Raw genomic sequence first — 24096 nt, forward strand, 5'->3', positions numbered from 1 at the left:
GAAAGGCACCCGCACTGTTCACCATCCAGGCATCTGGCGGGGCGGCGGACTGATCGCTACGTGTAGCGCCAAGACAAAACGCTGAGATGACACACTATGGAACTCGGTCTCTACACCTTCGCCGACGTCAGCCCGGAACCAGGTCCCGGTGCAATCGGTGCGCATGAGCGGTTGCGCAACCTGATCGAGGAGATCGAGCTCGCCGACCAGGTCGGGCTGGACGTCTTTGGTCTCGGCGAGCACCACCGTCCCGACTATGCTGCCTCGGCTCCGGTGGTGGCGCTAGCGGCGGCGGCCGAACGCACCAAGCGCATAAGGCTGACCAGCGCTGTCACCGTGCTGTCCTCCGACGATCCGGTGCGCGTCTTCCAGCAGTTTGCCACCCTCGATCTTCTGTCCGGCGGCCGTGCCGAGATCATGGCCGGGCGCGGCTCGTTCATCGAGTCCTTTCCGCTGTTCGGCTACAATCTCGAAGATTATGACGAGCTCTTCGCCGAGAAGCTCGACCTGCTGCTCGCCATCCGCGATCATGTCAAGGTGACCTGGTCGGGCAGTCTGCGCGCGCCGATCCACAACCGCGGCGTCTATCCGCGGCCCTTGCAGGACAAATTGCCGATCTGGATCGCCGTCGGTGGAACACCGCAATCCGTCGCCCGCGCGGGTGTGCTCGGGTTGCCGCTGGCACTGGCGATCATCGGTGGCGAGCCGGCGCGGTTCGCACCGCTGTTCGACATCTACAGGGATGCAGCCAGGCGCGCCGGCAACGATCCGGCAAGCCTTGCCACCAGTCTCAACGTGCACGGCTTCATTGCCGACACCACGGACCAGGCAGCCGACGATTTTTACGGGCCGCAGGCCGAGGTGATGAACCGCATCGGCCGCGAGCGCGGCTGGGGGCCGACATCGCGGGCGCATTTCAACCAATCGCGCGGCGCAAACGGCGCGCTGTTCGTCGGCAATCCAGAACAGGTGGCCGAGAGGATCATTGCCCAGCACAGGATATTCGGCAACGACCGCTTCCTGCTGCAAATGGCGATCGGCACCATGCCGCACGCCAAGGTGATGAAGGCCATCGAACTCTACGGCACCAAAGTGGCGCCGATCGTGCGCCGGGAAACTGCGAAGGCCGTTCCCGCCGTGGCGGCGCCGGTCGCCTGATTCCCAGTCACCTGATTCATTGGCAAGGCCGCGAGGCGGCCTTGCCGGTGACGCCAGCTAACGGAACCTTGAAGCGACAGAGGCGTTTTCGCCAACGGTCTGCACCAATCGCGGTGTGCCGCCGAGGGTCAGAATGAAAGCCGAACCCGACGCTTCGGGCGCAAGCGCTGCCGAAAGCCCGGATCCGCGCATCGAGGTGCGGGCGGATGCGCATCTGATGCGTTCGCTGCTCGTCGGCATCTTCATTCTCATGGCGATCTACGCGCTTTACTTCGCCCGCGCCTTCTTCATGCCGGTCATTCTGGCTTTCCTGCTGGCGCTGACGCTGACGCCGATCGTTCGCTTCCTGCGCAAGCATGGCATGCCCGATGTCATTTCAGCGACACTGTTGGTGCTGCTTTCGTTCTGCCTCGTCGCCGTCGCGGGATATCTGCTCAGCGGCCCGGTCATCGACCTCATCAACAACACCTCGACGATCGGCCAGCAGCTTACCGAACGTCTGGCACAACTGCGCCGTCCGCTCGAACGGATCGTGGAGATTTCGCGCCAGATCGAGGGCCTGACACAGACATCCCAGGAGCCGGGCGTTCAGAGGGTGGCGACGGCGCCATCCGGTATTCTCTCGCAGGCCGCCGGCAATGTGCTGTCGGCCGGCGCCAGCGTTACCATCGTCTTCGTCCTGTCGCTGTTCCTGCTCGCCTCGGGCACGATGTTCTATGAAAAGATCGTCCAGTCCTTCCCCAGTCTCAGCGAAAAGAAGCGGGCGCTGCGCGTCGTCTACGACGTAGAACGTGAAATCTCGCATTATCTGCTTACTGTCACGGTCATCAATACATGTCTCGGCGTGGTCATCGGGCTCGGCCTGTGGGCGCTCGGCGTGCCCAACGCGCAGGTCTGGGGCGCGGCAGCGGCTCTGCTCAATTTCCTGCCCTATATCGGGGCGCTGACCACCATCACGCTGGTTACGATCATCGCGCTGATAAGCTTCGACACGATTTCCTATGCGCTGCTGGCGCCGGCCTTCGTCCTTATGTGCGATGTCGTCGAAGGCCAGTTCGTGACGCCGACGGTGGTCGGCCGCCGTCTCGAAATCAACGCAGTGGCGATCCTCATCGCCATCGCCTTCTGGTCGTGGCTGTGGGGTTTTGTCGGCGCGCTGCTGGCGGTGCCGCTGCTGGTCGTCATCAAGGTGTTCTGCGATCATTTCGACGGTCTCAGCCATGTCGGCAATTTCCTGGCGGCGCAACACACGGCGGCGATCGAGGACGAAGAGATTCCCGAGGTGAAAAAGTAGCGGCTTAAAGGGTCAAAAGCGTCCCCGATGGGGCAGATCACGACCTTGCATCGGTCGCACGTCCGTTGTGCCCTCAGCGCTCCATCAACATTTTGAATTTGCCGCCTCGGCAACGGCTTCCTACATCCCTTCGGCCCACAGGAACCCCGCGCCGATGACCGTTCTTTCCGTTCTCGACCTGTCGCCGATCGTCGAAGGCAGCAACGCTTCGCAGTCACTCGCCAATTCGCTCGATCTCGCCCGTCATGCCGAGCGGCTGGGTTACCGGCGCTATTGGCTGGCAGAGCACCACAATATGCCGGGCATCGCCAGCGCCGCCACCTCGGTGGTCATTGCCCATGTGGCCGGCGGCACCAATACGATACGCGTCGGCGCCGGCGGCATCATGCTGCCCAATCATTCGCCGCTGGTCATCGCCGAGCAGTTCGGTACGCTTAACGCTCTGCATCCTGGCCGCATCGATCTCGGCCTCGGCCGGGCGCCCGGCACCGACATGGCCACGGCACGGGCGCTGCGCCGTAACCTCGACGCTGGCGCCGACAATTTCCCGCAGGACGTCGTCGAGCTGATGGGTTACTTGCAGCCGGCCGAAGACGGCCAACGCATCCGCGCGGTGCCCGGCGAAGGCGAAAAGGTGCCGATCTGGATTCTCGGTTCCAGCCTCTACGGCGCGCAGCTTGCCGCCATGCTCGGCCTGCCCTACGCCTTCGCTTCGCATTTTGCGCCGGCCGAGCTCGACCATGCTCTGGAGATCTACCGCTCGCGTTTCCAGCCTTCGGAGCAGCTCGACAAGCCTTATGTGATGCTCGGCCTCAACGTCTTCGCCGCTCCTTCCGATGCCGAGGCGCGGCTGTTGTTCACCTCGCTGCAGCAGGCCTTCGTCAATCTGCGCACTGGCCGGCCCGGCCGATTGCCGCCGCCGGTCGAAGGATATGAGCGCGACCTCGATCCAATGGCCAAGACCATGCTCGGCCAAGCGCTTTCCTGCGCCGTCGTCGGCTCCCCGGAAACGGTCAGGCAAGGCATCGAGGCGTTTGTGCGCCGCACGGGGGCCGACGAGCTGATGGTCACAGCGCAGATTTTCGACCATGCGGCGCGGGTGCGCTCGTTCGAGATCCTGGCCGACGCTCACAAATCGCTGTCTGAAGCTGCCTGAGAGTTGGTTCGCCACTTGCCACTGTTGCGGGCAAGGCCGGCCTTAGGCAGGGAACATCGCGAACAGGTGTGCGAAGACATAGCGAACATTTCGCGCGTTTTACGCGGAGGTTTTCGATTCGTCATGCTCGTCCGTTAGCGGGAAACGCGGCGTCCACTAAATGACGATCACCTTGGTGCCGATTGTGGCGCGGTCATAGAGATCGATGATGTCCTGGTTCATGAGGCGAATGCAGCCCGCCGACACAGCTTTGCCGATGGACCACCATTCAGGGCTACCGTGCAGGCGATATCCAGTGTCACCTTCCTCGTTAAAGAGATAGAGCGCCCGCGCCCCGAGCGGGTTCATGAGTCCGCCCTCCATATGGGCCGGTATGATGCGGCCTCGCTTCTGCTCGCGCACGATCATCGCAGACGGCGCGCTCCAATCCGGCCATTCGCGCTTCCTCGCAACGTGAGCAGTGCCATGCCACTCGAAGCCCGCCTTGCCGACGCCGATTCCGTAGCGCAGCGCCTGACCGTCTCCCAATACGTAGTAGAGGAACTTCGCTCCTGTATCGACAATGATGGTGCCCGGCGCCTCTTCAGTCGCATAAGGCACTGTCTGCCGATGGAACTTTTGGTCGACCTTGTAGATCGGAACCGGCGGAACGCGGAAACCGGCGTCGGTGAGGCCGCCATAGGCCGAGGGGAAAGTCTTTAATGCGCCGCCGGTGGTGCAGCCGAAGAATGCGACCATCCCAGCAAGTACCAGCCCGATTAGGATCGATTTCACGCGCATGACTCAAGCCGGCGCCCGTGTGGGCGATCAGCCGCATCTCGTCATATTCCTAAACCGACATGCTTCGATTGCCAAGATTTTCCTGACTGTCGGCTGGCTGATTGTTGGCCACTTGGCTCGATCGGCGCCGTGTCTTTCAATTGCTCGGTTTTCGAAAGACGAACGCCCGTAGTGGCTGCGAAGGCCCGGGGTCGGCAGGACAGAGGGAGCGCTGTCCGTCCGGCATTGCAAGGTTTCTGAACAGAGCCCAAGCGCTACGCGCTGACGCTCTGCGCAGTTGCACCTAGCGGACGGCATGAATTGCGGATCATCAAGCGTCCCTTGAGCGTCAGCTTGCGCGGCGGCGCATCCCTGTTTCCGGCGAGCCGGTCGAGCAGCAGATTGGCCGCCTGTTCGCCAATCGCCTGCACCGGCTGTGCGACCGTGGTCAATTGCGGCCGGAACACATCCGACCACGGAAAGTCGTCGAAGCAGGCGACCGAAATATCCTCCGGACATGACAGGCCGATATCGCGAATGGCCTTCATGGTGCCGATCACCATCGGGTTGTTGGCCGAAAAGATGGCGCTCGGCCGGTCGTGCAGCGAAAGCAGCTGCATGGTGGCGTTGTAGCCGTCTACTTCATGGAAGTTGCCGAAGCGGACGAGTTCGGCCTCGGCCGGCAGGCCGGCGGCCTGGAGGGCCTCGCGGTATCCCGCCATGCGGTCATGCATCGGCGAGATATCGAACGAGCCGGAGATGTAGCCGATGCGCCGATGGCCGAGATCGATCAGGTAAGTGATGGCGTCGAACACCGCGCGCTGATTGTCGAGAACGACGGCATCGGTGTCGACACCCTGGCAAACACGGTCGAGCAGCACGACGGGCACATTGGCGTCGTCGACAATCCGTTTGAGGATCGCGCCGTCACCGACACGCGCGACGATCAGTCCGTCGACCATGCGGTCGAGCAGCAGCCTGATCTGGTCGTCCTGCGTGTTCAGGTGCTCGTCGGTGCAGCACAGCATGACGGCGTAGCCGGCCCTGTCGAAAGCCTGCTGGATGACCGAAACCACGTCGGTAAAGAACGGATTGGTGATATGGGGGACGGTAAGACCGATGGTGCGTGTGGTGCCCATCTTCAGGCTGCGGGCAATGGCGTTGCGCTTGTAGCCGATGTCGCGGATCGCCTGTTCGATGCGCTGGCTGAGCTCGGGGCTGACGGTCGCGGTGCCGTTGATCAGCGCCGATACGGTGGCCACGGAAACACGCGCCGCCTCGGCCACATGAAGCATGGTCGGTGCAGTGGATTTGCGCTGCTTTTTTCGTCCTGACGCTGTCATTTTCGAAACGTTTCACCACTCCGCGGCAGCAATACGTACGGAATCTTATGATTTTGCGCAAGAATTGAAATGGAACAATCTTACGCTCCAGATATTGGCTTGACATGATCGAAACGTTTAGATTAGCGTTTGAGGCGTTAGGTGACGACGGAGGGAGGCCGTCCTTGTCATGCAGCACGGCAATTCCATCCCTGCGGAAGGCGCTACGGCGGACGGCTCGGCTATCGTGCTGAGGGCCGAGCACATCTCCAAATCCTTCGGCGGTATCGCGGCACTCGTCGATGTCGGCTTCGAGCTGCGGCGCGGCGAAGTCCATGCGCTGATGGGCGAGAACGGCGCCGGCAAGTCGACGCTGATGAAGATCCTGTCCGGCGTCTACACGGATTATAACGGAACGGTCAGTATCGATGGCCACCCGGTGCGCTTTACCGGCGTCCGCGAGGCCGAGCGCGCCGGCATCGCCATCATCCACCAGGAGCTGAACCTCGTCCCCGAACTCAGCGTCGCCGACAACATTTTTCTCGGCCGCGAGAAGCTGATCGCCGGACTGATCGTCGACCGCAAGACGAGCAGCCGCGCCGCCGGAACGCTCTTGGAAAGGCTCGGCATCGAGCTCGACCCGGATGCACGCGTCGGTGCCTTGCGCGTCGGCGAACAGCAACTGGTCGAGATCGCCAAGGCGCTGTCGATGTCGGCACGCATCCTGATCATGGACGAGCCGACCTCCGCCCTTTCGCCAGCCGAATGCCAGCGGCTGTTCCGCATCATCCGCCAGCTCGCCGACAGCGGCGTGGCGATCGTCTACATTTCGCACCGCATCGACGAGGTCATGCATCTGGCCAGCCGCGTCACCGTGTTTCGCGATGGACGCCACGTCCTGACGCGGGTGATGGACAAGCTCGACGAAGACGCCATAATTTCGGCGATGGTCGGGCGAAACCTGCTTGCTTCCTCCCAGGAGCACCGCATCCCCGGTGGCAACACCGTCCTGTCCGTAAGCGAGCTGTCGCTGTCGAAGCCCAATCGCCATGGTTGGCGCACCGTGCTCGACGGCGTCAGCTTCGATCTTGCCGCAGGAGAAATCCTCGGTATCGGCGGGCTGCTGGGCTCGGGCCGTACCGAAATCCTGGAAACCATCTTCGGGTCCAGCGGCGGACGCGCCGGCGGTGAGATCAGGCTCGATGGCGAGGCAGTAGAAATCCGTTCGCCGCGCGATGCGCGCCGGCTCGGCATCGCTCTGGTCACGGAAGACCGCAAGACGCAAGGCCTGCATCTCGAGGCCTCGATCACCGACAATGTCGCGCTGCCGCTGGTCGGCGCGCTGGCGCGGTTCGGCGTGCGCTCGCTGGCCGGTGAGCAAGGGCTGGCACGGGACGCCGTCAAGGCGCTCGGCATTCGCTGCGAGACCGTCGAGCAGCCGGCCGGCACGCTGTCCGGCGGCAACCAGCAGAAGGTCGTCATCGGCAAATGGCTGGCGACGAGGCCGCGGGTGCTGCTGCTCGACGAGCCGACACGCGGCATCGATGTCGGTGCCAAGCGGGAAATTTACGATCTCATCTTCAAGCTGGCGCGAGACGGGCTGGCGATCGCCGTCATCAGCTCGGAATTGCCGGAGCTGCTGCATCTTTCCGACCGTATCCTGGTCATGGCCGACGGCCGCCAGACGGGAATCCTGTCCCGCGCGCAAGCCAGCGAGGAGGCCATCATGCGGCTTGCGGCGCCGCGACGGACGATGACGAGGCCTGCCGCATGAGCATTTTGCATATCCTGTCCCGGACGAAGCTCTATTGGGGCCTGATCGCCATCTTCCTGATCGGCGTGCTCGGCTCGCCGATCAGCTCCAAGGGCAACAACATCTTCCTGTCCTACGGCAACCTGCTCGATGTGCTGCGCCAGGTGTCGACCACCGGGCTGATTGCCACTGGCATGACTGCGGTGATCATCACCGGCGGTATCGACCTTTCCGTCGGCTCGCTGATGGCTATCTGCACGGTCGTCTGTGCCATGCTGCTGACGGTCCCCGGCGTGACGCCGGCGGTGGTGCTGGGGGTGCCGACAGTTGCCCTGGCAGCCCTTTGCCTCGGCATCCTCGTCACTCGTTTCATCCTGCTGAACATCGAAAAATCCCGCGCCGGCGCGCAGGCCACGCACGACATCAGGTTGGACAGCGTTCGCGGGCTGGTGACACCCGGCATTGTCGGGGTGATCCTGTGCAGTCTGGTGCTGTGGTTCCTGCTGCCGCAGGTGGGCTCAAAATTCGGCGTGCTCGGCGTGCTGCTGGTGGCGCCTTGCGTCGGCCTGCTGTTCGGCGCGCTCAACGGCTTCATCATCGTCGCCGGGCGGCTGCAGCCCTTCATCGTGACGCTGGCGATGATGGTCACTGCGCTCGGCATCGCCCGGCTGACGGCCGGCCAGAACAATGCGGTGCTGCCGGTCTACACCGGCTCGAATGCCACCGCCGATTTCGAAATGCTGCGCTCGCTGGTATTCGGCGTGATCCCGATGCCGGGCCTGTTCTTCCTCGGCGCCATCCTGATCTACGGCGCCGTGCTGCGCTTCACCCCGTTCGGCCGCTATGTCTATGCGATCGGCGGCAATGAGGAGGCGGCGCGGCTGTCGGGCATCGCCGCAGGCCGCGTGAAGATCGCCACCTATGCCGTGTCAGGGCTGCTGGCCGGCATCGCGGCGGTGCTCTATGTCGCGCAGTACCGGCAAGGCAAGCCGGACGCCGGCGCCGGGCTGGAGCTCGACGCGATTGCCGCCGTGGTCATCGGCGGCACCAGCCTGATGGGCGGACGCGGCAGCCTCACCGGGACGTTCTGCGGCGTGCTGATCTTCGGGCTGCTCTCCAACATCCTGCAGCTGCACAACATCAATTCGAATCTTCAGCTGGTGCTGAAGGGGATGATCATCATCGGTACCGTGCTCGTACAGGAGCGCAGTGCCGGTGATCTTCTTTTCTATCTGCGACTGCCCGGTGGGCAAGCGCACAAGGAAACGGCCGCGGCAAAGCGGCCGTCGCAAGAGACCGCGTCTCTGAATATTGGAGGAAACAAGAAATGAAACGACGTGAATTGTTGAAGCTCGCCGGGCTGACAGCGGCACTCCTGACCACGACCGCCATGCTTGCCGGCGGCGCCCATGCGCAGGACAAGAAGTGGAAGATCGGCTTCTCGCAGGTGACGACCATCGAACCCTGGCGCGCCCAGTTCAACAAGGACATCCTGGCCGAAGCGGCCAAGCATCCGGAAGTCGAGCTGATCATCACCGACGGCGAGGACAAGACCGAGAAGCAGGTCGCCGATGTCGAAAACCTTATCCGTCAGGAGGTCGATGCGCTCTTGGTATCACCGAAAGAATCCGCCGGCCTGACCGGTGTCGTGCAGCAGGCGATCGATGCCAAGATCCCAGTCTTCGTGCTCGACCGCAACGTCGAAACCAACGACTACACGCAGTTCGTCGGCGGCGACAACAAGCTGATCGGCCGGGCTGCCGGTGAATATGCCGTCGAGCTGCTTGGCGGCAAGGGCAAGGCCGCCGGCAACGTCGTCGAGATCTGGGGCGGCATGGGCACCCAGCCGGCACACGACCGCCATGACGGTTTCCATGAATTCACCGACAAGGAGCCGGGCATAAAATACCTGCTCGACCAACAGTCGGGCGACTGGAAGCAGGACCAGGCCTACAACATCATGGCGACGGCGCTGCGCAACAACGAGAAGATCGATCTCGTCTACGGCCACAATGATCCGATGGCCTATGGCGCCTATCTTGCCGCCAAGGACGTCGGACGTGAGAAGGACATCAAGTTCATCGGCATCGACGGCCTGCCCAATGAAGGCGTGCAGCTCGTCGCCAATGGCGAGCTGACGGCGACGTTCACTTATGTGACGCCGGGCGCCGAAGGGCTGCGGCAGGCGATCAAGTTCCTGAACGGGGAGAAGGTGGAAAAGACCATCACCCTGCCGACGCAGAAGATCACCAAGGAAAATGCCGCCCAGATCCTGAAGGACAACGGCCTCTGAGACGAGGCTTTCCTGCCGGGCGCTCAGCGCCCGGCAGGAACAACAACCAAATGCCGGCAGGCAGCAGCTCAAGCCAGCTTGGCCAGCAGCTTCATGAAAATGGCCGCTTCCTTGGCGGAAAGCGGCGCCAGCGTTTCCTGCGTAATCTCACGGGCAAGCGGAATCAGCTGCTCGATCGCGTCGCGCCCCTCGGCGGTCAGATTGACCAGCAGGCGCCGTTTGTCGATTTCGTGTTTGCTAAGTTCGACAAAGCCACGCGCTTTCAGCCGGTCGATGACGCCCTTCACGGTCGCCGCATCCATGGCGATCAGGCTGCCAAGCTGGTTCTGCGAGGTCTCGCCGACGTCGCGCAATTTGGCCAAAGCGGCAAATTGCGGCGGCGTCAGATCGGCGATGTGTGCGGCGAAGATCGAGACATGGCGCTGATGCGCCTTGCGCAGGATGAAGCCGACCTGCTCCTGCAAGCGATAGTCGTTTTCGTCAGGCTCCTCGGCCTCGACCAGCTTGAGCAGATTGTCCTCGGCGCTCACCGCAGCCCATCCCATGCCTTAATGTCCTTGGCCGCCAGCCCACCCATGCGGTCGTGCACGCGCGGGCCGCAGGTCATGGCTAGGCAAAACAGGATCTCGTCGGGACGGGGGCCATCGCTGATGCCGATTTCCATGGCATCGAAATGGCTGCGCACATAGGCGGCGTTGATGTGGCCGAGCGGCACATCGAGCCGCGCGCCGAAGCCGCCGACCTTCTTCGCCGAGGGCACGATCGCCTTGGCGTCGCCGAGCCGTTCGCGCATGGCATAGCCGCCCGGCACATGCCACAGCGCGCCATGCTCCAGCTCGCCCGCCATGCCGACGATGGCGCCCTTGCCGTAACCGTCGATCTGTTTGACGTCGCCGCCCAATGCGGCAATAAGCCTGTCGGAGAGCAGCAGCCCGAGCGGCTTCAAATCCTCCATGGCGCTCTGCAGTTCCTCGACGTAACGGCCGGCGAACGGGTTCTTGACCACAGCCATGGCCGCCGCGCGGCGCCGCGGCACCTTCGCCACCGGCCCGCCTTCGTGAAAAATCTCTTCGGTCAGCACGGCGATCTTGCGGATCGGAAACTCAGGCATGAGCAATTTCCCTCTCTAAAACTTTATTGGCGAGCGCCATCGGACCTGCGATGCGCGCCTGACCGCCGAGGAAAAGCGCCGCGGCGGCAATCAGGCCGCGCCGCCGAAACTCCTCGGCAACGGCAAATCCGCCTTCCAGCGCAATAGCGATTTCAGCGGCGGAAAGCAGCCCCACGCCCTGCGTCACCAAACGGTCGCCGAGGTCGCTGTCAGGTGCGAGATCACGCGCCCGTACGCGCCTAACGGCCGGATGACCGGGCAGGTCGACGGCGTTGGCGATCAAGGTCGCGGCGGCATCGGCTTCAGCACCCGTTCGCGCCAGCACCGTGACCGCGTCGGCGATGCCCAGCGAAAAGGAGCGGCCGCGCCAACCGCTTGTCGCGACACCGCGGATCCCGTCTTCGGGGCGGATCGTGAGACGATCTGCCAACCCATGACCTGTCCCGGCAATGGCAAGCGTCATCGACTGCCCGTGGCCGAGATAGATCGCGCTGTCGCCGCCATTGTTGACATAGGCGCGCTCGAGCGGGCGGCCGGCAAGCAGCGCGCCAAGCACTTCGTCGGCTACCGAGCCGGCGACGGCCGCCATCGGTGTGATGAATTGTTTCGCTAGCGGAACGATCGCCGCTTCCATGCGGCGCGCCGTCGGGCCAGCGAAAGCACGTGGCCGCGAGGCGGCCGGGCGCCGCAGTTCGGGCAACTCTTCGACCAGTTCGGGCAGGATTGTCTGGAAGCGCGCCACTGCCTGGCGATATGCGGCGCTGCATTCACTCGCCTCGCCGAATGCCTCGACGATCAGGTCGATCGGCCCATGATTGAGATGAAGCCTCCGGCCGTCCTCGAGCCAATGCGCCTGCGGGCCGTTCATCGCCCGGCCCCGTTTGCGACCGCGCGACGCAACTGCGCCAGCGGCGGCCAGGGATTGTCACGGGGTGCGGCCGTGCCGCGGCGCGGATTGAGATATTCGCCGCCCTTGGCCAGGATATCGTCGACGCTGCGGATTTCGCCTTCGTAGCCGCCAAGCCTGACATAATCGTCGTGGCGCATGGTGAACTCGATCGGCGCCACCAGCGCCGGGGTCGGCACATAGCCGAAGGCGCCTTCCGGCACGCGGGTGACGTCGACCATCAGCGTGATGCCGCCGCCCGGCCAGACATAGACCGGCGCGCCGCCGACCGTCACATAGGTCGTCAAGCCCTGCACCGAGCGGGTCAGATTGACCGGGTTCTCGGTGACGCCGGCGCGCAGCGAGCCGCCGGCGCCGCCGACGAAAAGCACGGTGCAGAGCGCCGGCTCGCAATTGTCCTCGATCAGTTCGACCGACTTCCGCAGCCGCTCCGGGAACGGTTTCTGGACCGGCTTCAGTTCGTCGTCGAGCTCGTAATAGGCGAATTGCTCACCGGTGGTCGAGACCATCAGCAGCGACATGCCGGGGCGCGCACCCTTTTTGGCGTTCCATTCACCAAGGATCGACAGCGGGTCGGAAATGCTGGTGCCGCCCCAGCCGAGGCCGGGCTCCGACACCTTGAAATAACGGCCCGGCGTCGAACGGCGGCCGATGATCTTGATGCCGGTATCCTGCCAGCCAAGCACCTTGCCGGCCTGATGCTCGGAGACGACGCCGGTGATGTGGTCATCGACCACCACCACCTCGTCGACAAGGCCGCGCCATTGGGTCGCGAACATGCCTATAGTAGCCGAACCGCAGCCGACGCGCATCCGCTGCTCGAGCTTGCCGTCGATGACCGGCGGCTTGCCGGCTTCGACGATGACGGTGGCGCCGCCGTCGATGACGAGTTCAACCGGTTTGCGGTTGCACAGGGCGAGCATGGCGTCGCAGGTGGCGCGCCCTTCAGCCTTCGAGCCGCCGGTCAAATGATGTACGCCGCCCAGCGACAGCATCTGCGAGCCGTATTCGCCGGTCGTGACATGGCCGATCGCCTCGCCTTGGGCACGGACCGTCGCCGTTTCGGGGCCGATATGACGGTCGGTGTCGATCTTCACCTTGACGCCGCAATAGGAGAAGATGCCCTCGGTGACGACGGTGACCAGATCGACGCCCTCGACCTCCTGGCTGACGATGAAGGGCGCCGGCTTGTAATCGGGATAGGTGGTGCCGGCGCCGATGGCGGTGACGAAGCGGCGGCCGGTGTTGACCAGTTCGCCGTCCCATGCCTCGCCTTCTTCGGCAAAGGGTACGATTGCGGCGCCGGTCTCGGCCGCGTGGTCGAGGATGGTCAGTGGATCCATCCGCACGATCCTGCCGCCAACATTGCCGTAGCGGTCGCAGGCGCCGGTGCGGCCATCGGCGATGTAGCACATGACCGGACAGGCATCGCAGCGGATCTTCTCGGCCACCAGCTTCTCGCCGGGATCATGCGTCTCGAAGCGTTCGGCAAGCTCGCTCATCGGCGCGCCTCCTTGTCGAGGATGGCGGCGCGGATGCGGGTCGGCGTCGCCGGAATTTTGGTGACCAGCACACCGGTGGCGTGGCGGATGGCGTTGAGGATCGCCGGCGCCGTCGGGATCAGCACATGCTCGCCCAAACCCTTGGCGCCGAAGGGTCCTTCCGGGTCCGGAACTTCTATCAGGATGGTCTCGATCGGTGGCACGTCGCCGATCGTCGGGATCAGATAATCGTGCAGGTTTTCGGTGCGGCCGGGGATGAATTCCTCCATCAGCGCCATGCCGATGCCCTGGGCGATGCCACCCTCGATCTGGCCCTCTGCCAGTAAAGGGTTGATGGCCTTGCCGACATCGTGAGCGGCGGTGATTTTTATAAGCTTCACGGTGCCGAGCCTGAGGTCGACCTCCAGTTCGGCGATCTGGGCGCCATAGCCATAGACGGCATAAGGCTTGCCCTGGCCCTTGGCATCGAGCGGCAGCGTCGGCGGGTCGTAGCTTTCCTCGGCGCGGAAGACAAAGCCTTCGGGGTCTGCCTTCAGCGAGGAAAGATCGACGCGGCGGGTCGCTTCGCCTTCCCTGATGCTCAGACTTGTGCCGTCCAGCGCAATCGCCGCCTTTTCCGAGACATTGGCGAAACGCAAGATCTTCTCGCGCAAGGCGCGGCCGGCCTTTTCGGCGGCCTTGCCGGTGACGAAAGTCTGGCGCGAGGCCGAGGTCTTGCCGGCGTCGGGGGTGATCGCCGTGTCAGCGCCTTTCAGCCGCAGCTTTTCGAGCGGAAGACCCAACGCATCGGCGCAGATCTGCGCGATGACGGTGTTCGAGCCTTGCCCGATATCGACCGCACCCTGATGCAGGACGACTTCGCCCGATGCCGAGATGCCGACCTTGATGCTCGACGGATTAGGCAGCGAGGTGTTGCCGCAGCCGTACCAGCAAGAAGCGATGCCGACGCCGCGTTTTTTGATGCTGCTGCGGGCGTTGAACGCTTCGGCATCGCGAACGGCACGCTGCCAATGTGAACGGAGGGCCTCCAGGCAGTCGGCGATGCCGACGCCCGACTCGAGCCGCTGCCCGGTAACTGTTTCGGACCCGTTCCGAAGGCAGTTCTTCAGGCGAAAGTCGAACCGATCTATGCCGAGCTTGTCGGCCAGCTCGTCATAGAGGGTCTCCTGCATGATCGTCGCCTGCGGCACGCCGAAACCCCGAAAGGCGCCGGCAATCGGGCCGTTGGTGTGGATGGCGCGGCCTTCGGCGCGATAGTTCGGCGTCGCATAAGGGCCGGAGGCGTGCACCGGCACGCGGTTGGCGACCGTCGGCCCCCAGCTGGCATAGGCGCCGGTATTGAAATCGCCGGCGAAGACCATGCCGGTGATGCGGCCGTCGGCATCGGCGCCGATGCTCGCTCTCATCAGAGCCGGATGGCGCTTGGTGGTCGAGATCATCGATTCGGTGCGGCTATAGGCGAGCGCCGCCGGCCGGCCGGTTTTCATGGCGACGAGGCCGATGAGCGGTTGCAGCGAGACGTCGAGCTTGGAGCCGAAGCCGCCGCCGGTGGCGGTCGGCACGATGCGCACCTTTTCCGGGGCAAGGCCGAGCACTTTTGCCGTGTCGTCACGGTCCATATAGGGCGCCTGCGTGCAGGCGACGACGACCAGCGTGTCGCCGTCCATGAAGGCATAGCCGGCTTCCGGTTCGATATAGGCATGCTCGACATAGGAGGTGTCGATGGCGCCGGAAACGACGAAAGCCGCACCGGCAAGCGCGGCTTCGGGGTCGCCACGCTCGACGAAGCCGGAGGTGAGCAGGTTCGAGGGCCGGTTTTCATGGACCAGTGGCGCACCGCCGGCCTGCGCTTCGCCAGTTTCCAGAAAATGCGGCAACTCGGTCCAACTGACAGGAAAATCGGCAAGGTCGAGATCGAGGATAGCCTCGCGTTCGCCGGCGACCAGCGCCACCGCCTCACCGCGAAAGCGCGAAACCCCTTCGGCCAGCGCCGGCTGGTCGGCGAAGGGCGCGATGACGCCGAAACAATTCTTTCCCGGAATGTCGGCGGCGGTGAAGACGCCGGCAATGCCGGAACGGGATTTCACCCAGCTGCCGAGATCGCCAAAAGTGAAAGCGGCATGATAATGCGGCGAGCGGACCACCAGCACCGACAATGCGTCGGCCGGGAATGAATCACCGCCGAATTTTTCGCCGCCAGTGACTTTCGGAAGGCCATCGAGGCGGATCGGGGAGGAGCCGACGGCATGGCCAGAGGATGGCATGCGCTGATCGAGGCCGTCGGCGTGGCGCCAAGCATCCATCACCGCGGCGACGATCTTGCGGTAGCCGGTACAGCGGCAGAGCACGCCGCCCAGCGCATCCTGCGTTTCGGCCTCGCTCGGGCAAGGCGTCCTGTCCAGGAGTGCCGTTGCGGCGACCAGCAGGCCGGGCGTGCAGGCGCCGCATTGCGCTGCGCCATGGCTGAGAAACGAGGCCTGCAGCCCCGACAGCCGGCCATTGGCGAGGCCTTCGACGGTCGTCACCACGGTGCCGGAGGCGGAAGCCGCGGGAATCAGGCAGGCGCAGACCGGCTCGCCGTCGACCAGCACCGTGCAGGCGCCGCAATCGCCGGCATCACAGCCGATCTTGGTGCCGGTCAGCCGCAACTCGTCGCGCAGCACCGCAGACAGCCGCCGCACCGGCGGCACACAAACGCTGACGGCGGCGCCGTTGACTTCGAAGGCTATGTCGGCGCGCTCCATGCCCATCAGGCCGCCGCCCTTTCGTCGGGAACAGCGCCCATCGCACCAAGCACGGCGCGGGCGACGATCTCGCGCGCAGCGTCCAGCCGATATTCGGCGCTGCCGCGCACGTCGCCGATCGGCGACAGCTCGTCCATTGGTGCGGATTGGATCGAAGTGGCCAGCGCTTGGCCGACGGGCCGGCCGCGCAGCGCCGCCTCGACACCCGCCAGGCGCCTGGCGACAACCGAGCAGGAACCGACGGCGACGGCCGCGTTCCTGACCATACCATCTTCGACGGCCAGGCGTGCGGCGGCCATGGCGATGGAGATGACGAGATAACGCCGCGCGCCGAGTTTCACGAAGGCGGAGCTGCCGGCGGTCGCGGGTTTGGGAATGCGGATTGCCGTGACCATTTCGCCGGGCTGCAGTGCGGTGCGACGGTTGCCGAGGATGAATTCTGCAAGGGGCAGATGCCGGGTCGCCACAGCGGAACGCAGTTCGACTTCGGCATCGAGCACCAGCAGCGCCGGCACGCCGTCGGCGGCCGGCGAGGCGTTGCAGAGATTGCCGGCAATTGAGGCAACGTTCTGGATCTGCACCGAGCCGACTTCCCGCGCCGCCTGCTTCAGCGCGTCGAAAGCCGCCGGCAGAGGATGGCGGACGAGATCGGTCCAGGTGGTGCGCGCGCCGACGAGCCAATGGTTTTCGGCTTCGGCAATGCCGCGCAATGCCACCAGGCCATTGATATCGAGGACATTGTCGCGGAAAGGCTTGCTGCCCTGTGCCGGATAGAAGTCGGTGCCGCCGGCGAGGATGCGCCATTGCCCTTCGCCCAGCAAAGCGAGGGCATCGTCGACCGTGGTGGGTTTTGCGTAACGGATCACGCTTTGCCTTCCCAGAATGGGCTTCCCGAGAGGGGATCCTGCCGAAAGATTTTCCCGAGCATTCAAGGCAGGAAATTCATTCGTATGCAAATGATATCAAGCCGGCAGGAATTGTCAAAGCCAGAGTTTGCACGGCTGTTGGCACCGGTGCACCCGGAACGCATTTGTTATGCCATGAGAGGTTGACGCAGCCGGCCATCTGGTCAAGTTTCTGCGTCCGGTCGCGTTTTCATTGGAGCCTAAGCTCAAGACCAAGAAAATAAGGAGGCTCCATGGCCGACGAAGCGCTTGTCGTTATCGACCTGCAGAACGATTTCTGCCCGGGTGGCGCCCTTGAAGTGGCCGGTGGCGACGAAATCGTGCCGTTGGTCAATGACCTAATCCGGCGGACCGAGCACGTCCTGCTGACGCAGGACTGGCACCCTGCCGGCCATTCGAGCTTTGCCTCCAGCCACCCCGGCAAGCACCCGTTCGAAACGATCGACGTGCCTTATGGCCACCAGACGCTGTGGCCGGATCACTGCATCCAGGGCAGCCTGGGATCGGATTTCCATTCGGGCCTCGCCTGGAGCAAGGCCGAGCTGGTGATCCGCAAGGGGTTCCGTCCTGCGATCGACAGCTATTCCGCATTCTTCGAGAACGACCGGACGACGCCGACCGGCCTTGCCGGCTATCTCCGGGATCGGAACATCGAGACGCTGACCCTGGTCGGCCTGGCGACGGATTTCTGCGTCGCCTTTTCGGCGCTCGACGCGGTCAAGCTCGGTTTTGAGACGTCCGTGCGGCTCGACGCCTGCCGCGGCATCGATCTCAACGGCTCCGTGGAGAGGATGCTGGGCCGGATGCGCCATGCCGGCGTGACACTGATTTGAACGTCATCCAGCCGAACCTGACAGACTTTTGAGGGGCTTCATGCGGTTTGCGGCGTTGACGGCAAGTGCTGCACTTATTGCAGCAATCTTTTCTCCGGGAGCGGTTCTCGCGGCCGAAGCGCACGAATTGCCGGGCGCCGCCATGTCGCTTTGGTGGGTGCTGCCGTTTGCCGGGCTATTGCTTTGCATCGCGACCGGCCCGCTGCTGTTCCATCATGCTTGGGAGCACCATTACGGCAAGATCGCTGCCTTCTGGGCAGCGTTGGTGATCGGGCCGCTGGCCATCGCCTTCGGCATCCCGTCCGCCACGCAGGCGGTGCTGCATGCGCTGCTCACCGAATACATGTCGTTCATCATCCTGCTGTTTGCGCTGTTCACCATTTCGGGCGGTATCTTCGTTGCCGGCAACATACACGGCACGCCGCTGGTCAATGCCGGGCTGTTGCTGGGAGGGGCGCTGCTTGCCTCGATCATTGGCACAACCGGCGCCTCGATGATCCTGATCCGGCCGCTCATCCGCGCCAACGACAACCGGCGCTTCAACGCCCATGTCGTCATCTTTTTCATCTTCCTGGTGTCCAACATCGGCGGGTCGCTAACGCCCCTGGGCGATCCGCCGCTGTTCGTCGGCTTTCTGCGCGGCGTCGATTTCTTCTGGACGACAGTTCACCTGCTGCCCGAGACGCTGTTCGTCGCCGGCGTGGTGCTGGCTGTTTTCCTGGCGATCGACATCATCATGCATCGCCGGGAGGAAGGCGCGCCGAAGATCAAGGATCCGACGCCCGACAGCAAGGTGCGCATTCGCGGCCTGGCCAACATCCCGCTGCTGGCCGGCGTAATCGCCGCGATCCTGATTTCCGCTGCCTGGAAGCCGGGAGTGAGTTTCTCTTTTCAGGGCGTCAGCCTCGAGCTGCAGAATCTGGTGCGCGACGCCGCCATCCTGATACTGGCCTTCACCTCGCTTGTCGTCTCGCCGAAGGAGTTTCGCGGCGCAAACGCCTTCAGCTGGGGGCCGATTGCCGAGGTGGCGAAGCTGTTCGCCAGCATCTTCATCTGCATCGTGCCGGTCGTCGCCATATTGCGGGCCGGCCTCGACGGCGCGCTGGCGCCGTTGGTGCTGCTGGTCAGCTCGCCGACCGGCGCGCCGGACAACCTTGCCTATTTCTGGCTGACCGGAGCGCTGTCGTCCTTCCTCGACAATGCGCCGACCTATCTGGTGTTCTTCGAGCTGGCTGGCGGCGATGCGCAGCATCTGATGACCGAGTTCGCCTCGACGCTGGCGGCGATCTCGGCCGGCGCGGTGTTCATGGGCGCCAACACCTATGTCGGCAATGCGCCGAATTTCATGGTCTATGCCATTGCCAGGCATCGCGGCATCAAGATGCCGAGCTTCTTTGGCTATATGGCGTGGTCGGGCGCGGTGCTGATCCCGACATTCCTGCTTGCCGGCTTGCTGTTCTTTGCCTGATCATCCGACGCCGACATAGCGACGGACCGTGGAGGGATCGGAACGCAGTTCCTCGACGCCGACCGTCTCGCGGTCGCGGCCGTTTTCGATGAAACAAACGCGGTCTGCTACCGACAGCACGGCATCGACGCGCTGCTCGACAAGAATTGTCGACACGCCAAGCGCGCGCAGCTTCGACACCGTTTCGCGGATCTTGGCGATCATCGACGGCATCAGCCCTTCGGTCGGCTCGTCGAGCAGGAGCACCTGCGGTTCCAGACACAGGGCGCGGGCCATGGCCAGCATCTGCTGCTCGCCGCCGGACAGCGTGCCGGAACGCTGCCTGAGGCGCTGGCGCAACAGCGGGAAGAGATCGAGCACGTTCTCGCGCGTCGCCTTGCCCTTGTTGCGGGCCATCAGGCCGATCTCGATGTTTTCCGCCACCGTCATCTCGGCGAACAGCCGCCGGCCCTGCGGCACGTAGGCGACGCCGGCCTTGGGCACCTCGTGCGCCGGCAAGCCGCTCAATTCCCGCCCTTCGAGCCGGATCGAGCCTGAGCTTACCGGCACCAGGCCCATGATTGCCTTCAGCGTCGTCGTCTTGCCGGCGCCGTTGCGGCCGAACAGGCAGAGCACTTCGCCCTCGTTCAAGACAAGATCGAGGCCATAGAGCACCTGGACCTCGCCATAGAAGCAGTCGACCCCGGAGATCGTCAGTGCCTTGGACTGGGCCTCAGCCATGGGTCGTCCCCAGATAGGCGTCCTGCACCGCGGCATTGGCGCGGATCTGCTCGGGCGTGCCTTCAGCCAAGATCCTGCCGGTGTTGAAGACGGTGATGCGGTCGGCGAGCCGCATGACCACCGGCATGTTGTGCTCGATCAAAAGCACGGTGGCGCTATCGGCGATCTCGCGCACCAGCTCGATGAAATTATCGATCTCGCTGTCGGCAAGCCCTTGCGTCGGTTCGTCGAGGATCAGCAGCCGCGGCTTCAGTGCCAGCCCCATAGCCACTTCCAGCAACCGTTGGTGACCGTAGGACAGCTGCCCGGCCGGCATGTCGGCGCGGTCGGCAAGGCCGGTACGCTCGAGCGCGGCCATGACGCCGGTGTGCACAGCACCCTTCGAGCGGCCGTCGGTCAGCGTGCGCTGCACCGGCAGGGCAACATTGTCGTAGGCGCTGAGATTGGCAAAGACGCTGGTGATCTGGAACGTATAGGCGATGCCGAGGCGAACCCTGGCGTAGGCAGGCAGGCTGGTGATATCGGCGCCGTCAAAGATGATCGTGCCCGACGAGGGCTGGATGCGGCCGCTGACCAGGCTGACGAAGGTGGTCTTGCCGGCGCCGTTGGGGCCGATGATGGCGCGAATCTCGCCCGGTATCAGCGCGAAGTCGACGCCGTCGACGGCACGCAAGCCGCCGAAACTGCGCGACAGGCCTTTGGTGGTGAGCAGCGGCATCATGGCAACCACCCGAGCCAGCGCTGGCGGATGCTGCCGAGAATGCCTCTCGGGAAGAACAGCACCAGCAGGATGAGCGCTATGCCGACGATCAGCAGATAGGCCGAGGTGTAGCCGCTGGCGACGTCGATGACATAATACATGAACAGCGTGCCGATCAGCGGACCGAGCGTGGTGGCGGCGCCGCCTAGCAGCACCCAGAGCAGCGGCAGGATGGAATATTGCACCGAAGCGAAGCTCGAGCCGACATAGCCGAACAGCAGCGCATAGGCGGCGCCGGAAGCCGCGCAGATGCTGCCTGAGATGACGACGGCGGCGAGCTTGCTGGAGAACGTGTCATAGCCGAGCATCTTGGTCCGCTCCTCGTTCTCGCGGATGGCGACCAGCACGCGACCGTAGCCGGAGCGGACTATCGCCAGGCTTATGAGCAGCACGATCGAGAACAGTGCCAGCGCGCTCATATAGCGCACGGTCGGGTTGGTGAGGTCGAGCGACGTGCTGCCCAGGACAAGGACACGCATCGGCTGCGGCACGACCATGCCCTGGTCGCCACCGGTCCAGGCAGCGAAATAGAGGATGACCAGATAGAATACCTGCGCGAACATCATGGTGACGATCATGAAGGCGACGCCGGAGGTGCGCAGCGCCAGCAGCCCGATCACCAGCGCGAGAAGCGCGCCGCAGGCAAGCCCGGCTGCGAAGGCGGCCGGCACGCTCCAGCCGAGATGGATGACGGCAAGGCCGGCGCCATAGAGCCCGGCTGAAAAGAACATGGCATGGCCGAGGCTGAGCAGCCCGACATAGCCGAACAGCAGATTGTAGCCCATGGCGAAGACCGCCAGCACCATGATGCGGGCGAGCAGGCCGTGATGGTATTCCGGCAGGACGAAGCTAAGCCCGAAAAGCAGGGCGATGACGCCGAGGTGCAGCGCATATGGCTTTGCCGGCGAAGCATCCTTCATCGCGATGTCGTCCCGAACAGGCCTTGCGGCCGGAACACCAGCACCATGGCGACGAGCAAGGTGGCGATGATCTTGGCCAGCGTCGGTGAGAAGAACACCGAGATGATGCCGTCGGAAAGGCCGATCAGCACCGCGGCGACGACCGTGCCGCGCAGCGAGCCGAGGCCGCCGATGATGACGACGATGAACGACAGCAACAGCGGGTCCTGCCCCATCAGATAGTGAGCCTGGCTGATCGGCACGATCAGCACCGCGGCGACAGCAGCCAGCATGGCGCCGAGCGCGAAAACACCGGCATAGACTCTGGTCACCGGGATGCCGAAGGCCTGCGCCGTCTCGCTGTCATATTGCGTGGCGCGCATGACGAGGCCGATTTTCGTGCGCGTCAGCACCAGCCAGGTCGCGACCAGCAGCAGCGCCGACGCGGCGATGATCGACAGCTTGTACCCGGAATAACCGAACCACGGCAGGAGGATGCGGTAGCTGAACGGCGGCTCCACCGGCCGCGCCTCCGGGCCGTAGAAGGTCAGCGCCAGTTGCTGGATGATGTAGAGCATGCCGATGGTGGCGACGATGGTGGCTTCCGGATTGTAGTTGAGCCGGCGCAGCACCAGCCGTTCGGCGAGCAGCGCGATCAGGCCGACGATCAGCGGCGCCAGCACCAGGGCGGCCAGGAAGCCGAGCGCCGGATGGCCGGATACCGCCGTTGAGATCGCCCAGGCAAGCACCGCGCCAAGCATGAAGAACTCGCCATGCGCGACATTGACGACGCGCATGACGCCGAACACCAGCGACAGGCCAAGCGCCGTCAGCGCCAGCACGGCGGAGGTGACGAGACCTTCGAGAGCGGCGAGGAGCAGGTGAGGTCCGAAGTGCATCGGCTAAGCACCGGCGGATGCGCGAGGCACCCCCCTCTGGCCTGCCCTCTTTGCCAAAACTTGGCATCTCCCCCTCGAGGCGAGAGATTGGCTGTCATCACCGCTTTCGCCAATCGTCGAGGTCGGAAAGCGGCCGCCTTCGCAGGCACTGCCAATCTCCTCCCTTGAGGGGGAGATGTCCGGCAGGACAGAGGGGGGTGGGCCGAAGCGCACTGTGCTTAATGAAACCAAGCTCACAGCGTCTGCGTCGTGTAATCCCCCTCAGGCTCGTAGAGGCCGTCCTCGATCTTGGTCTTGTGGACGACATTCAGCCGGCCGCCTTCGACCTTGGAGATGTTCTGGATACCAAAGCACTGGTGGATCTTGCCGTTGAACGTTTTCGGTCCCTGCGGATGCTCCGGCCCCTCGGCGAACTCGGTCAACGCCTCGGTCGCCTCGACCAGCTTGGCGCGGTCTTCCGGCCCCTTGTAGCCGGCATCCTCCATCGCCTTCTTGACGACGTAGAGCGTTTCCCAGCAGCCGAACATATGCGCGGCGGTGGAGACGTCCTTGGGGTCGCCGACAGCAGCACCGTTGTCGTCGATGCCGACGGCGGCGCGGTAGGCCTTCTGTGCGGGGGAATCATCGGGCTGCGCGTAGCGCGGCGAACCTTCCCAGAAATGGCTGCCGTCGAGGAATTCGAGGCCGGGGCTGTTGATGTCGGTAGCTTCGAGCGAATCGATGAAGCCGAACAATTGTGGCCGATTGGAGCCATAGAACTCGCCGAGCTCCTTGACGAAGGTGAGCACCGCCGGGCCGACCATGACGTGGTAGATCACCTCGGTCTCTGCGGGGATCTGCGGGAAATATTTGGTGAAGGAGGATTCCGTCGGGGGGATGGCGATCTGGGCGATAACCTCGGCGCCTTGCGCCTTCAGGGCCGGCGGAAGGTAGTCGCGATGGTCGTAGCCGAAGGCGAAATCGGGGAAGATCTGCGTCACCTTCTTGCCGGCATTGGCGGCAATCCACGGCGCCATCGACTGAATCTGGCTCTTCACATCGGTGATGCCGGGCTGGAAGACGTAGCGGTTCAACTTGGTCGAGGCGACGTGGTGGCCTTCGCTGACAACGAAATAGGGCATCTTGGCCTCGCCGGCGGCCGGCGCCGAGCCGATGACGACATGCGAAAACAGCGTGCCGTAGACGATATCGGTCTTGTGCTGGGAGGCGAACTTGCCGACGACTTCGGCGCCCCGGCCGGGATCGGTGCCGTCATCCTCGATGATCACCTCGACCGGCCGGCCGTTGATGCCGCCGGCTTCGTTGATCGCCTTGACCGCGGCGGCAGTGGTCCTCTCGTACCAGCGGCCGTAGGCGGCGCCGATGCCGGTGCGGTGCGACTGGAAGCCGATCTTGATCGGCGCCGAGCTCTGCGCCTGGCTGTAACGCACGAAACCCGGCGCGACGGCAAGACCGGCGCCGACGGCAAGGCCCTTCAGCGCCGTGCGGCGGGTGAGAGCGTATCTGGAGAGATCGAAAAACCCATTCTTGTCAGTCACGGCAGTTCCCCTTGTTTTTGAGCTTTGACCAATGGCTGTAGCAGGCAGGCCACTCTTGTTAAGAGGGGCGAAAAT

General features: G+C 64.0%; 21 protein-coding genes. 8 read left to right on the plus strand and 13 right to left on the minus strand.

Annotated features, from left to right (window positions below):
- Positions 1–96: 96 nt before the first annotated feature.
- The 3 genes from NKJ55_RS08185 to NKJ55_RS08195 all read left to right on the plus strand — a co-directional run bounded on the left by NKJ55_RS08185 (position 97) and on the right by NKJ55_RS08195 (position 3608).
- The gene (locus NKJ55_RS08185; protein ID WP_352449451.1) at positions 97–1158 is read left to right on the plus strand and encodes an LLM class flavin-dependent oxidoreductase; all 1062 of its coding nucleotides are present in this window, start codon (positions 97–99) and stop codon (positions 1156–1158) included.
- Between the two features lie 133 nt (positions 1159–1291).
- Positions 1292–2452 (plus strand): AI-2E family transporter, encoded by a 1161-nt coding sequence (locus tag NKJ55_RS08190; RefSeq protein ID WP_352449452.1) that lies wholly within the window; start codon positions 1292–1294, stop codon positions 2450–2452.
- A gap of 154 nt (positions 2453–2606) precedes the next feature.
- On the plus strand, positions 2607–3608 hold the full coding sequence (locus NKJ55_RS08195) for an LLM class flavin-dependent oxidoreductase (RefSeq protein ID WP_023676959.1): 1002 nt from the start codon (positions 2607–2609) through the stop codon (positions 3606–3608).
- Between the two features lie 156 nt (positions 3609–3764).
- Here NKJ55_RS08195 and NKJ55_RS08200 read toward each other — a convergent pair whose 3' ends face one another.
- Entirely contained in the window at positions 3765–4388 is a 624-nt protein-coding gene (locus tag NKJ55_RS08200; protein WP_352449453.1) for a L,D-transpeptidase, read from the minus strand.
- Between the two features lie 254 nt (positions 4389–4642).
- Positions 4643–5662 (minus strand): LacI family DNA-binding transcriptional regulator, encoded by a 1020-nt coding sequence (locus NKJ55_RS08205; RefSeq protein ID WP_352449454.1) that lies wholly within the window; start codon positions 5660–5662, stop codon positions 4643–4645.
- 217 nt (positions 5663–5879) lie between these two features.
- Here NKJ55_RS08205 and NKJ55_RS08210 point away from each other — a divergent pair, with 217 nt between their 5' ends.
- From NKJ55_RS08210 to NKJ55_RS08220, 3 genes are read left to right on the plus strand one after another with little or no spacing between them, the layout of a single operon-like run.
- Positions 5880–7463, plus strand: a complete 1584-nt coding sequence (locus NKJ55_RS08210; protein WP_352449455.1) for a sugar ABC transporter ATP-binding protein — start codon at positions 5880–5882, stop codon at positions 7461–7463.
- On the plus strand, positions 7460–8773 hold the full coding sequence (locus NKJ55_RS08215; protein ID WP_023676963.1) for an ABC transporter permease: 1314 nt from the start codon (positions 7460–7462) through the stop codon (positions 8771–8773). Before NKJ55_RS08210 ends, NKJ55_RS08215 begins: the two co-directional genes overlap by 4 nt.
- Complete coding sequence (locus NKJ55_RS08220) at positions 8770–9735, plus strand: substrate-binding domain-containing protein (protein ID WP_254815861.1); 966 nt, start codon at positions 8770–8772, stop codon at positions 9733–9735. Before NKJ55_RS08215 ends, NKJ55_RS08220 begins: the two co-directional genes overlap by 4 nt.
- Positions 9736–9803: 68 nt before the next feature.
- Here NKJ55_RS08220 and NKJ55_RS08225 read toward each other — a convergent pair whose 3' ends face one another.
- Genes NKJ55_RS08225 through NKJ55_RS08250 form a run of 6 tightly spaced genes read right to left on the minus strand, consistent with a single transcriptional unit; the run spans position 9804 to position 16865 of the window.
- Positions 9804–10265: a MarR family winged helix-turn-helix transcriptional regulator gene (locus NKJ55_RS08225; protein WP_352449630.1), complete on the minus strand. Its 462-nt coding sequence runs from the start codon at positions 10263–10265 to the stop codon at positions 9804–9806.
- Complete coding sequence (locus NKJ55_RS08230) at positions 10262–10846, minus strand: amino acid synthesis family protein (RefSeq protein WP_023676966.1); 585 nt, start codon at positions 10844–10846, stop codon at positions 10262–10264. Before NKJ55_RS08230 ends, NKJ55_RS08225 begins: the two co-directional genes overlap by 4 nt.
- Entirely contained in the window at positions 10839–11714 is an 876-nt protein-coding gene (locus tag NKJ55_RS08235; RefSeq protein ID WP_352449456.1) for a UPF0280 family protein, read from the minus strand. Before NKJ55_RS08235 ends, NKJ55_RS08230 begins: the two co-directional genes overlap by 8 nt.
- The gene (locus NKJ55_RS08240) at positions 11711–13255 is read right to left on the minus strand and encodes a 6-hydroxynicotinate reductase (protein WP_352449457.1); all 1545 of its coding nucleotides are present in this window, start codon (positions 13253–13255) and stop codon (positions 11711–11713) included. Before NKJ55_RS08240 ends, NKJ55_RS08235 begins: the two co-directional genes overlap by 4 nt.
- Positions 13252–16005 (minus strand): molybdopterin-dependent oxidoreductase, encoded by a 2754-nt coding sequence (locus NKJ55_RS08245; RefSeq protein ID WP_352449458.1) that lies wholly within the window; start codon positions 16003–16005, stop codon positions 13252–13254. Before NKJ55_RS08245 ends, NKJ55_RS08240 begins: the two co-directional genes overlap by 4 nt.
- The gene (locus tag NKJ55_RS08250; RefSeq protein ID WP_352449459.1) at positions 16005–16865 is read right to left on the minus strand and encodes an FAD binding domain-containing protein; all 861 of its coding nucleotides are present in this window, start codon (positions 16863–16865) and stop codon (positions 16005–16007) included. The genes NKJ55_RS08245 and NKJ55_RS08250 overlap by 1 nt, the downstream gene beginning before the upstream one ends.
- Before the next feature lie 272 nt (positions 16866–17137).
- On the opposite strand from NKJ55_RS08250, the gene pncA reads away from it, so the two are divergent.
- Together pncA and NKJ55_RS08260 are read left to right on the plus strand one after the other, a co-directional pair.
- On the plus strand, positions 17138–17737 hold the full coding sequence (gene pncA / locus NKJ55_RS08255; protein WP_352449460.1) for a bifunctional nicotinamidase/pyrazinamidase: 600 nt from the start codon (positions 17138–17140) through the stop codon (positions 17735–17737).
- 40 nt (positions 17738–17777) lie between these two features.
- Entirely contained in the window at positions 17778–19205 is a 1428-nt protein-coding gene (locus tag NKJ55_RS08260; protein WP_352449461.1) for a sodium:proton antiporter, read from the plus strand.
- Here NKJ55_RS08260 and NKJ55_RS08265 read toward each other — a convergent pair whose 3' ends face one another.
- The 5 genes from NKJ55_RS08265 to NKJ55_RS08285 form a co-directional block, all read right to left on the minus strand.
- Positions 19206–19925 carry an ABC transporter ATP-binding protein gene (locus tag NKJ55_RS08265; protein ID WP_352449462.1) on the minus strand — a complete coding sequence of 240 codons (720 nt, stop codon included), beginning with the start codon at positions 19923–19925 and terminating at the stop codon, positions 19206–19208. It lies immediately after the preceding gene.
- Entirely contained in the window at positions 19918–20646 is a 729-nt protein-coding gene (locus tag NKJ55_RS08270) for an ABC transporter ATP-binding protein (RefSeq protein WP_352449464.1), read from the minus strand. Before NKJ55_RS08270 ends, NKJ55_RS08265 begins: the two co-directional genes overlap by 8 nt.
- The gene (locus NKJ55_RS08275) at positions 20643–21605 is read right to left on the minus strand and encodes a branched-chain amino acid ABC transporter permease (RefSeq protein ID WP_352449465.1); all 963 of its coding nucleotides are present in this window, start codon (positions 21603–21605) and stop codon (positions 20643–20645) included. Before NKJ55_RS08275 ends, NKJ55_RS08270 begins: the two co-directional genes overlap by 4 nt.
- A complete protein-coding gene (locus tag NKJ55_RS08280; RefSeq protein ID WP_352449466.1) occupies positions 21602–22483 on the minus strand; it encodes a branched-chain amino acid ABC transporter permease in 882 nt (293 codons plus the stop codon). The genes NKJ55_RS08275 and NKJ55_RS08280 overlap by 4 nt, the downstream gene beginning before the upstream one ends.
- Before the next feature lie 233 nt (positions 22484–22716).
- Entirely contained in the window at positions 22717–24021 is a 1305-nt protein-coding gene (locus tag NKJ55_RS08285) for an ABC transporter substrate-binding protein (RefSeq protein ID WP_352449467.1), read from the minus strand.
- Between the last annotated feature and the right edge of the window lie 75 nt (positions 24022–24096).

It is taken from the genome of Mesorhizobium sp. M0106 (genome assembly GCF_040322715.1).
Taxonomy (GTDB): domain Bacteria; phylum Pseudomonadota; class Alphaproteobacteria; order Rhizobiales; family Rhizobiaceae; genus Mesorhizobium.

Bases quoted from the DNA above. Each gene is read 5' to 3' on its own strand.
- NKJ55_RS08185 (WP_352449451.1), top strand. From the start codon at position 97: ATGGAACTCGGTCTCTACACCTTCGCCGACGTCAGCCCGGAACCAGGT.
- NKJ55_RS08190 (WP_352449452.1), top strand. From the start codon at position 1,292: ATGAAAGCCGAACCCGACGCTTCGGGCGCAAGCGCTGCCGAAAGCCCG.
- NKJ55_RS08195 (WP_023676959.1), top strand. From the start codon at position 2,607: ATGACCGTTCTTTCCGTTCTCGACCTGTCGCCGATCGTCGAAGGCAGC.
- NKJ55_RS08200 (WP_352449453.1), bottom strand. From the start codon at position 4,388: ATGCGCGTGAAATCGATCCTAATCGGGCTGGTACTTGCTGGGATGGTC.
- NKJ55_RS08205 (WP_352449454.1), bottom strand. From the start codon at position 5,662: ATGCTTCATGTGGCCGAGGCGGCGCGTGTTTCCGTGGCCACCGTATCG.
- NKJ55_RS08210 (WP_352449455.1), top strand. From the start codon at position 5,880: ATGCAGCACGGCAATTCCATCCCTGCGGAAGGCGCTACGGCGGACGGC.
- NKJ55_RS08215 (WP_023676963.1), top strand. From the start codon at position 7,460: ATGAGCATTTTGCATATCCTGTCCCGGACGAAGCTCTATTGGGGCCTG.
- NKJ55_RS08220 (WP_254815861.1), top strand. From the start codon at position 8,770: ATGAAACGACGTGAATTGTTGAAGCTCGCCGGGCTGACAGCGGCACTC.
- NKJ55_RS08230 (WP_023676966.1), bottom strand. From the start codon at position 10,846: ATGCCTGAGTTTCCGATCCGCAAGATCGCCGTGCTGACCGAAGAGATT.
- NKJ55_RS08235 (WP_352449456.1), bottom strand. From the start codon at position 11,714: ATGAACGGCCCGCAGGCGCATTGGCTCGAGGACGGCCGGAGGCTTCAT.
- NKJ55_RS08240 (WP_352449457.1), bottom strand. From the start codon at position 13,255: ATGAGCGAGCTTGCCGAACGCTTCGAGACGCATGATCCCGGCGAGAAG.
- NKJ55_RS08245 (WP_352449458.1), bottom strand. From the start codon at position 16,005: ATGGGCATGGAGCGCGCCGACATAGCCTTCGAAGTCAACGGCGCCGCC.
- pncA (WP_352449460.1), top strand. From the start codon at position 17,138: ATGGCCGACGAAGCGCTTGTCGTTATCGACCTGCAGAACGATTTCTGC.
- NKJ55_RS08260 (WP_352449461.1), top strand. From the start codon at position 17,778: ATGCGGTTTGCGGCGTTGACGGCAAGTGCTGCACTTATTGCAGCAATC.
- NKJ55_RS08265 (WP_352449462.1), bottom strand. From the start codon at position 19,925: ATGGCTGAGGCCCAGTCCAAGGCACTGACGATCTCCGGGGTCGACTGC.
- NKJ55_RS08270 (WP_352449464.1), bottom strand. From the start codon at position 20,646: ATGATGCCGCTGCTCACCACCAAAGGCCTGTCGCGCAGTTTCGGCGGC.
- NKJ55_RS08275 (WP_352449465.1), bottom strand. From the start codon at position 21,605: ATGAAGGATGCTTCGCCGGCAAAGCCATATGCGCTGCACCTCGGCGTC.
- NKJ55_RS08280 (WP_352449466.1), bottom strand. From the start codon at position 22,483: ATGCACTTCGGACCTCACCTGCTCCTCGCCGCTCTCGAAGGTCTCGTC.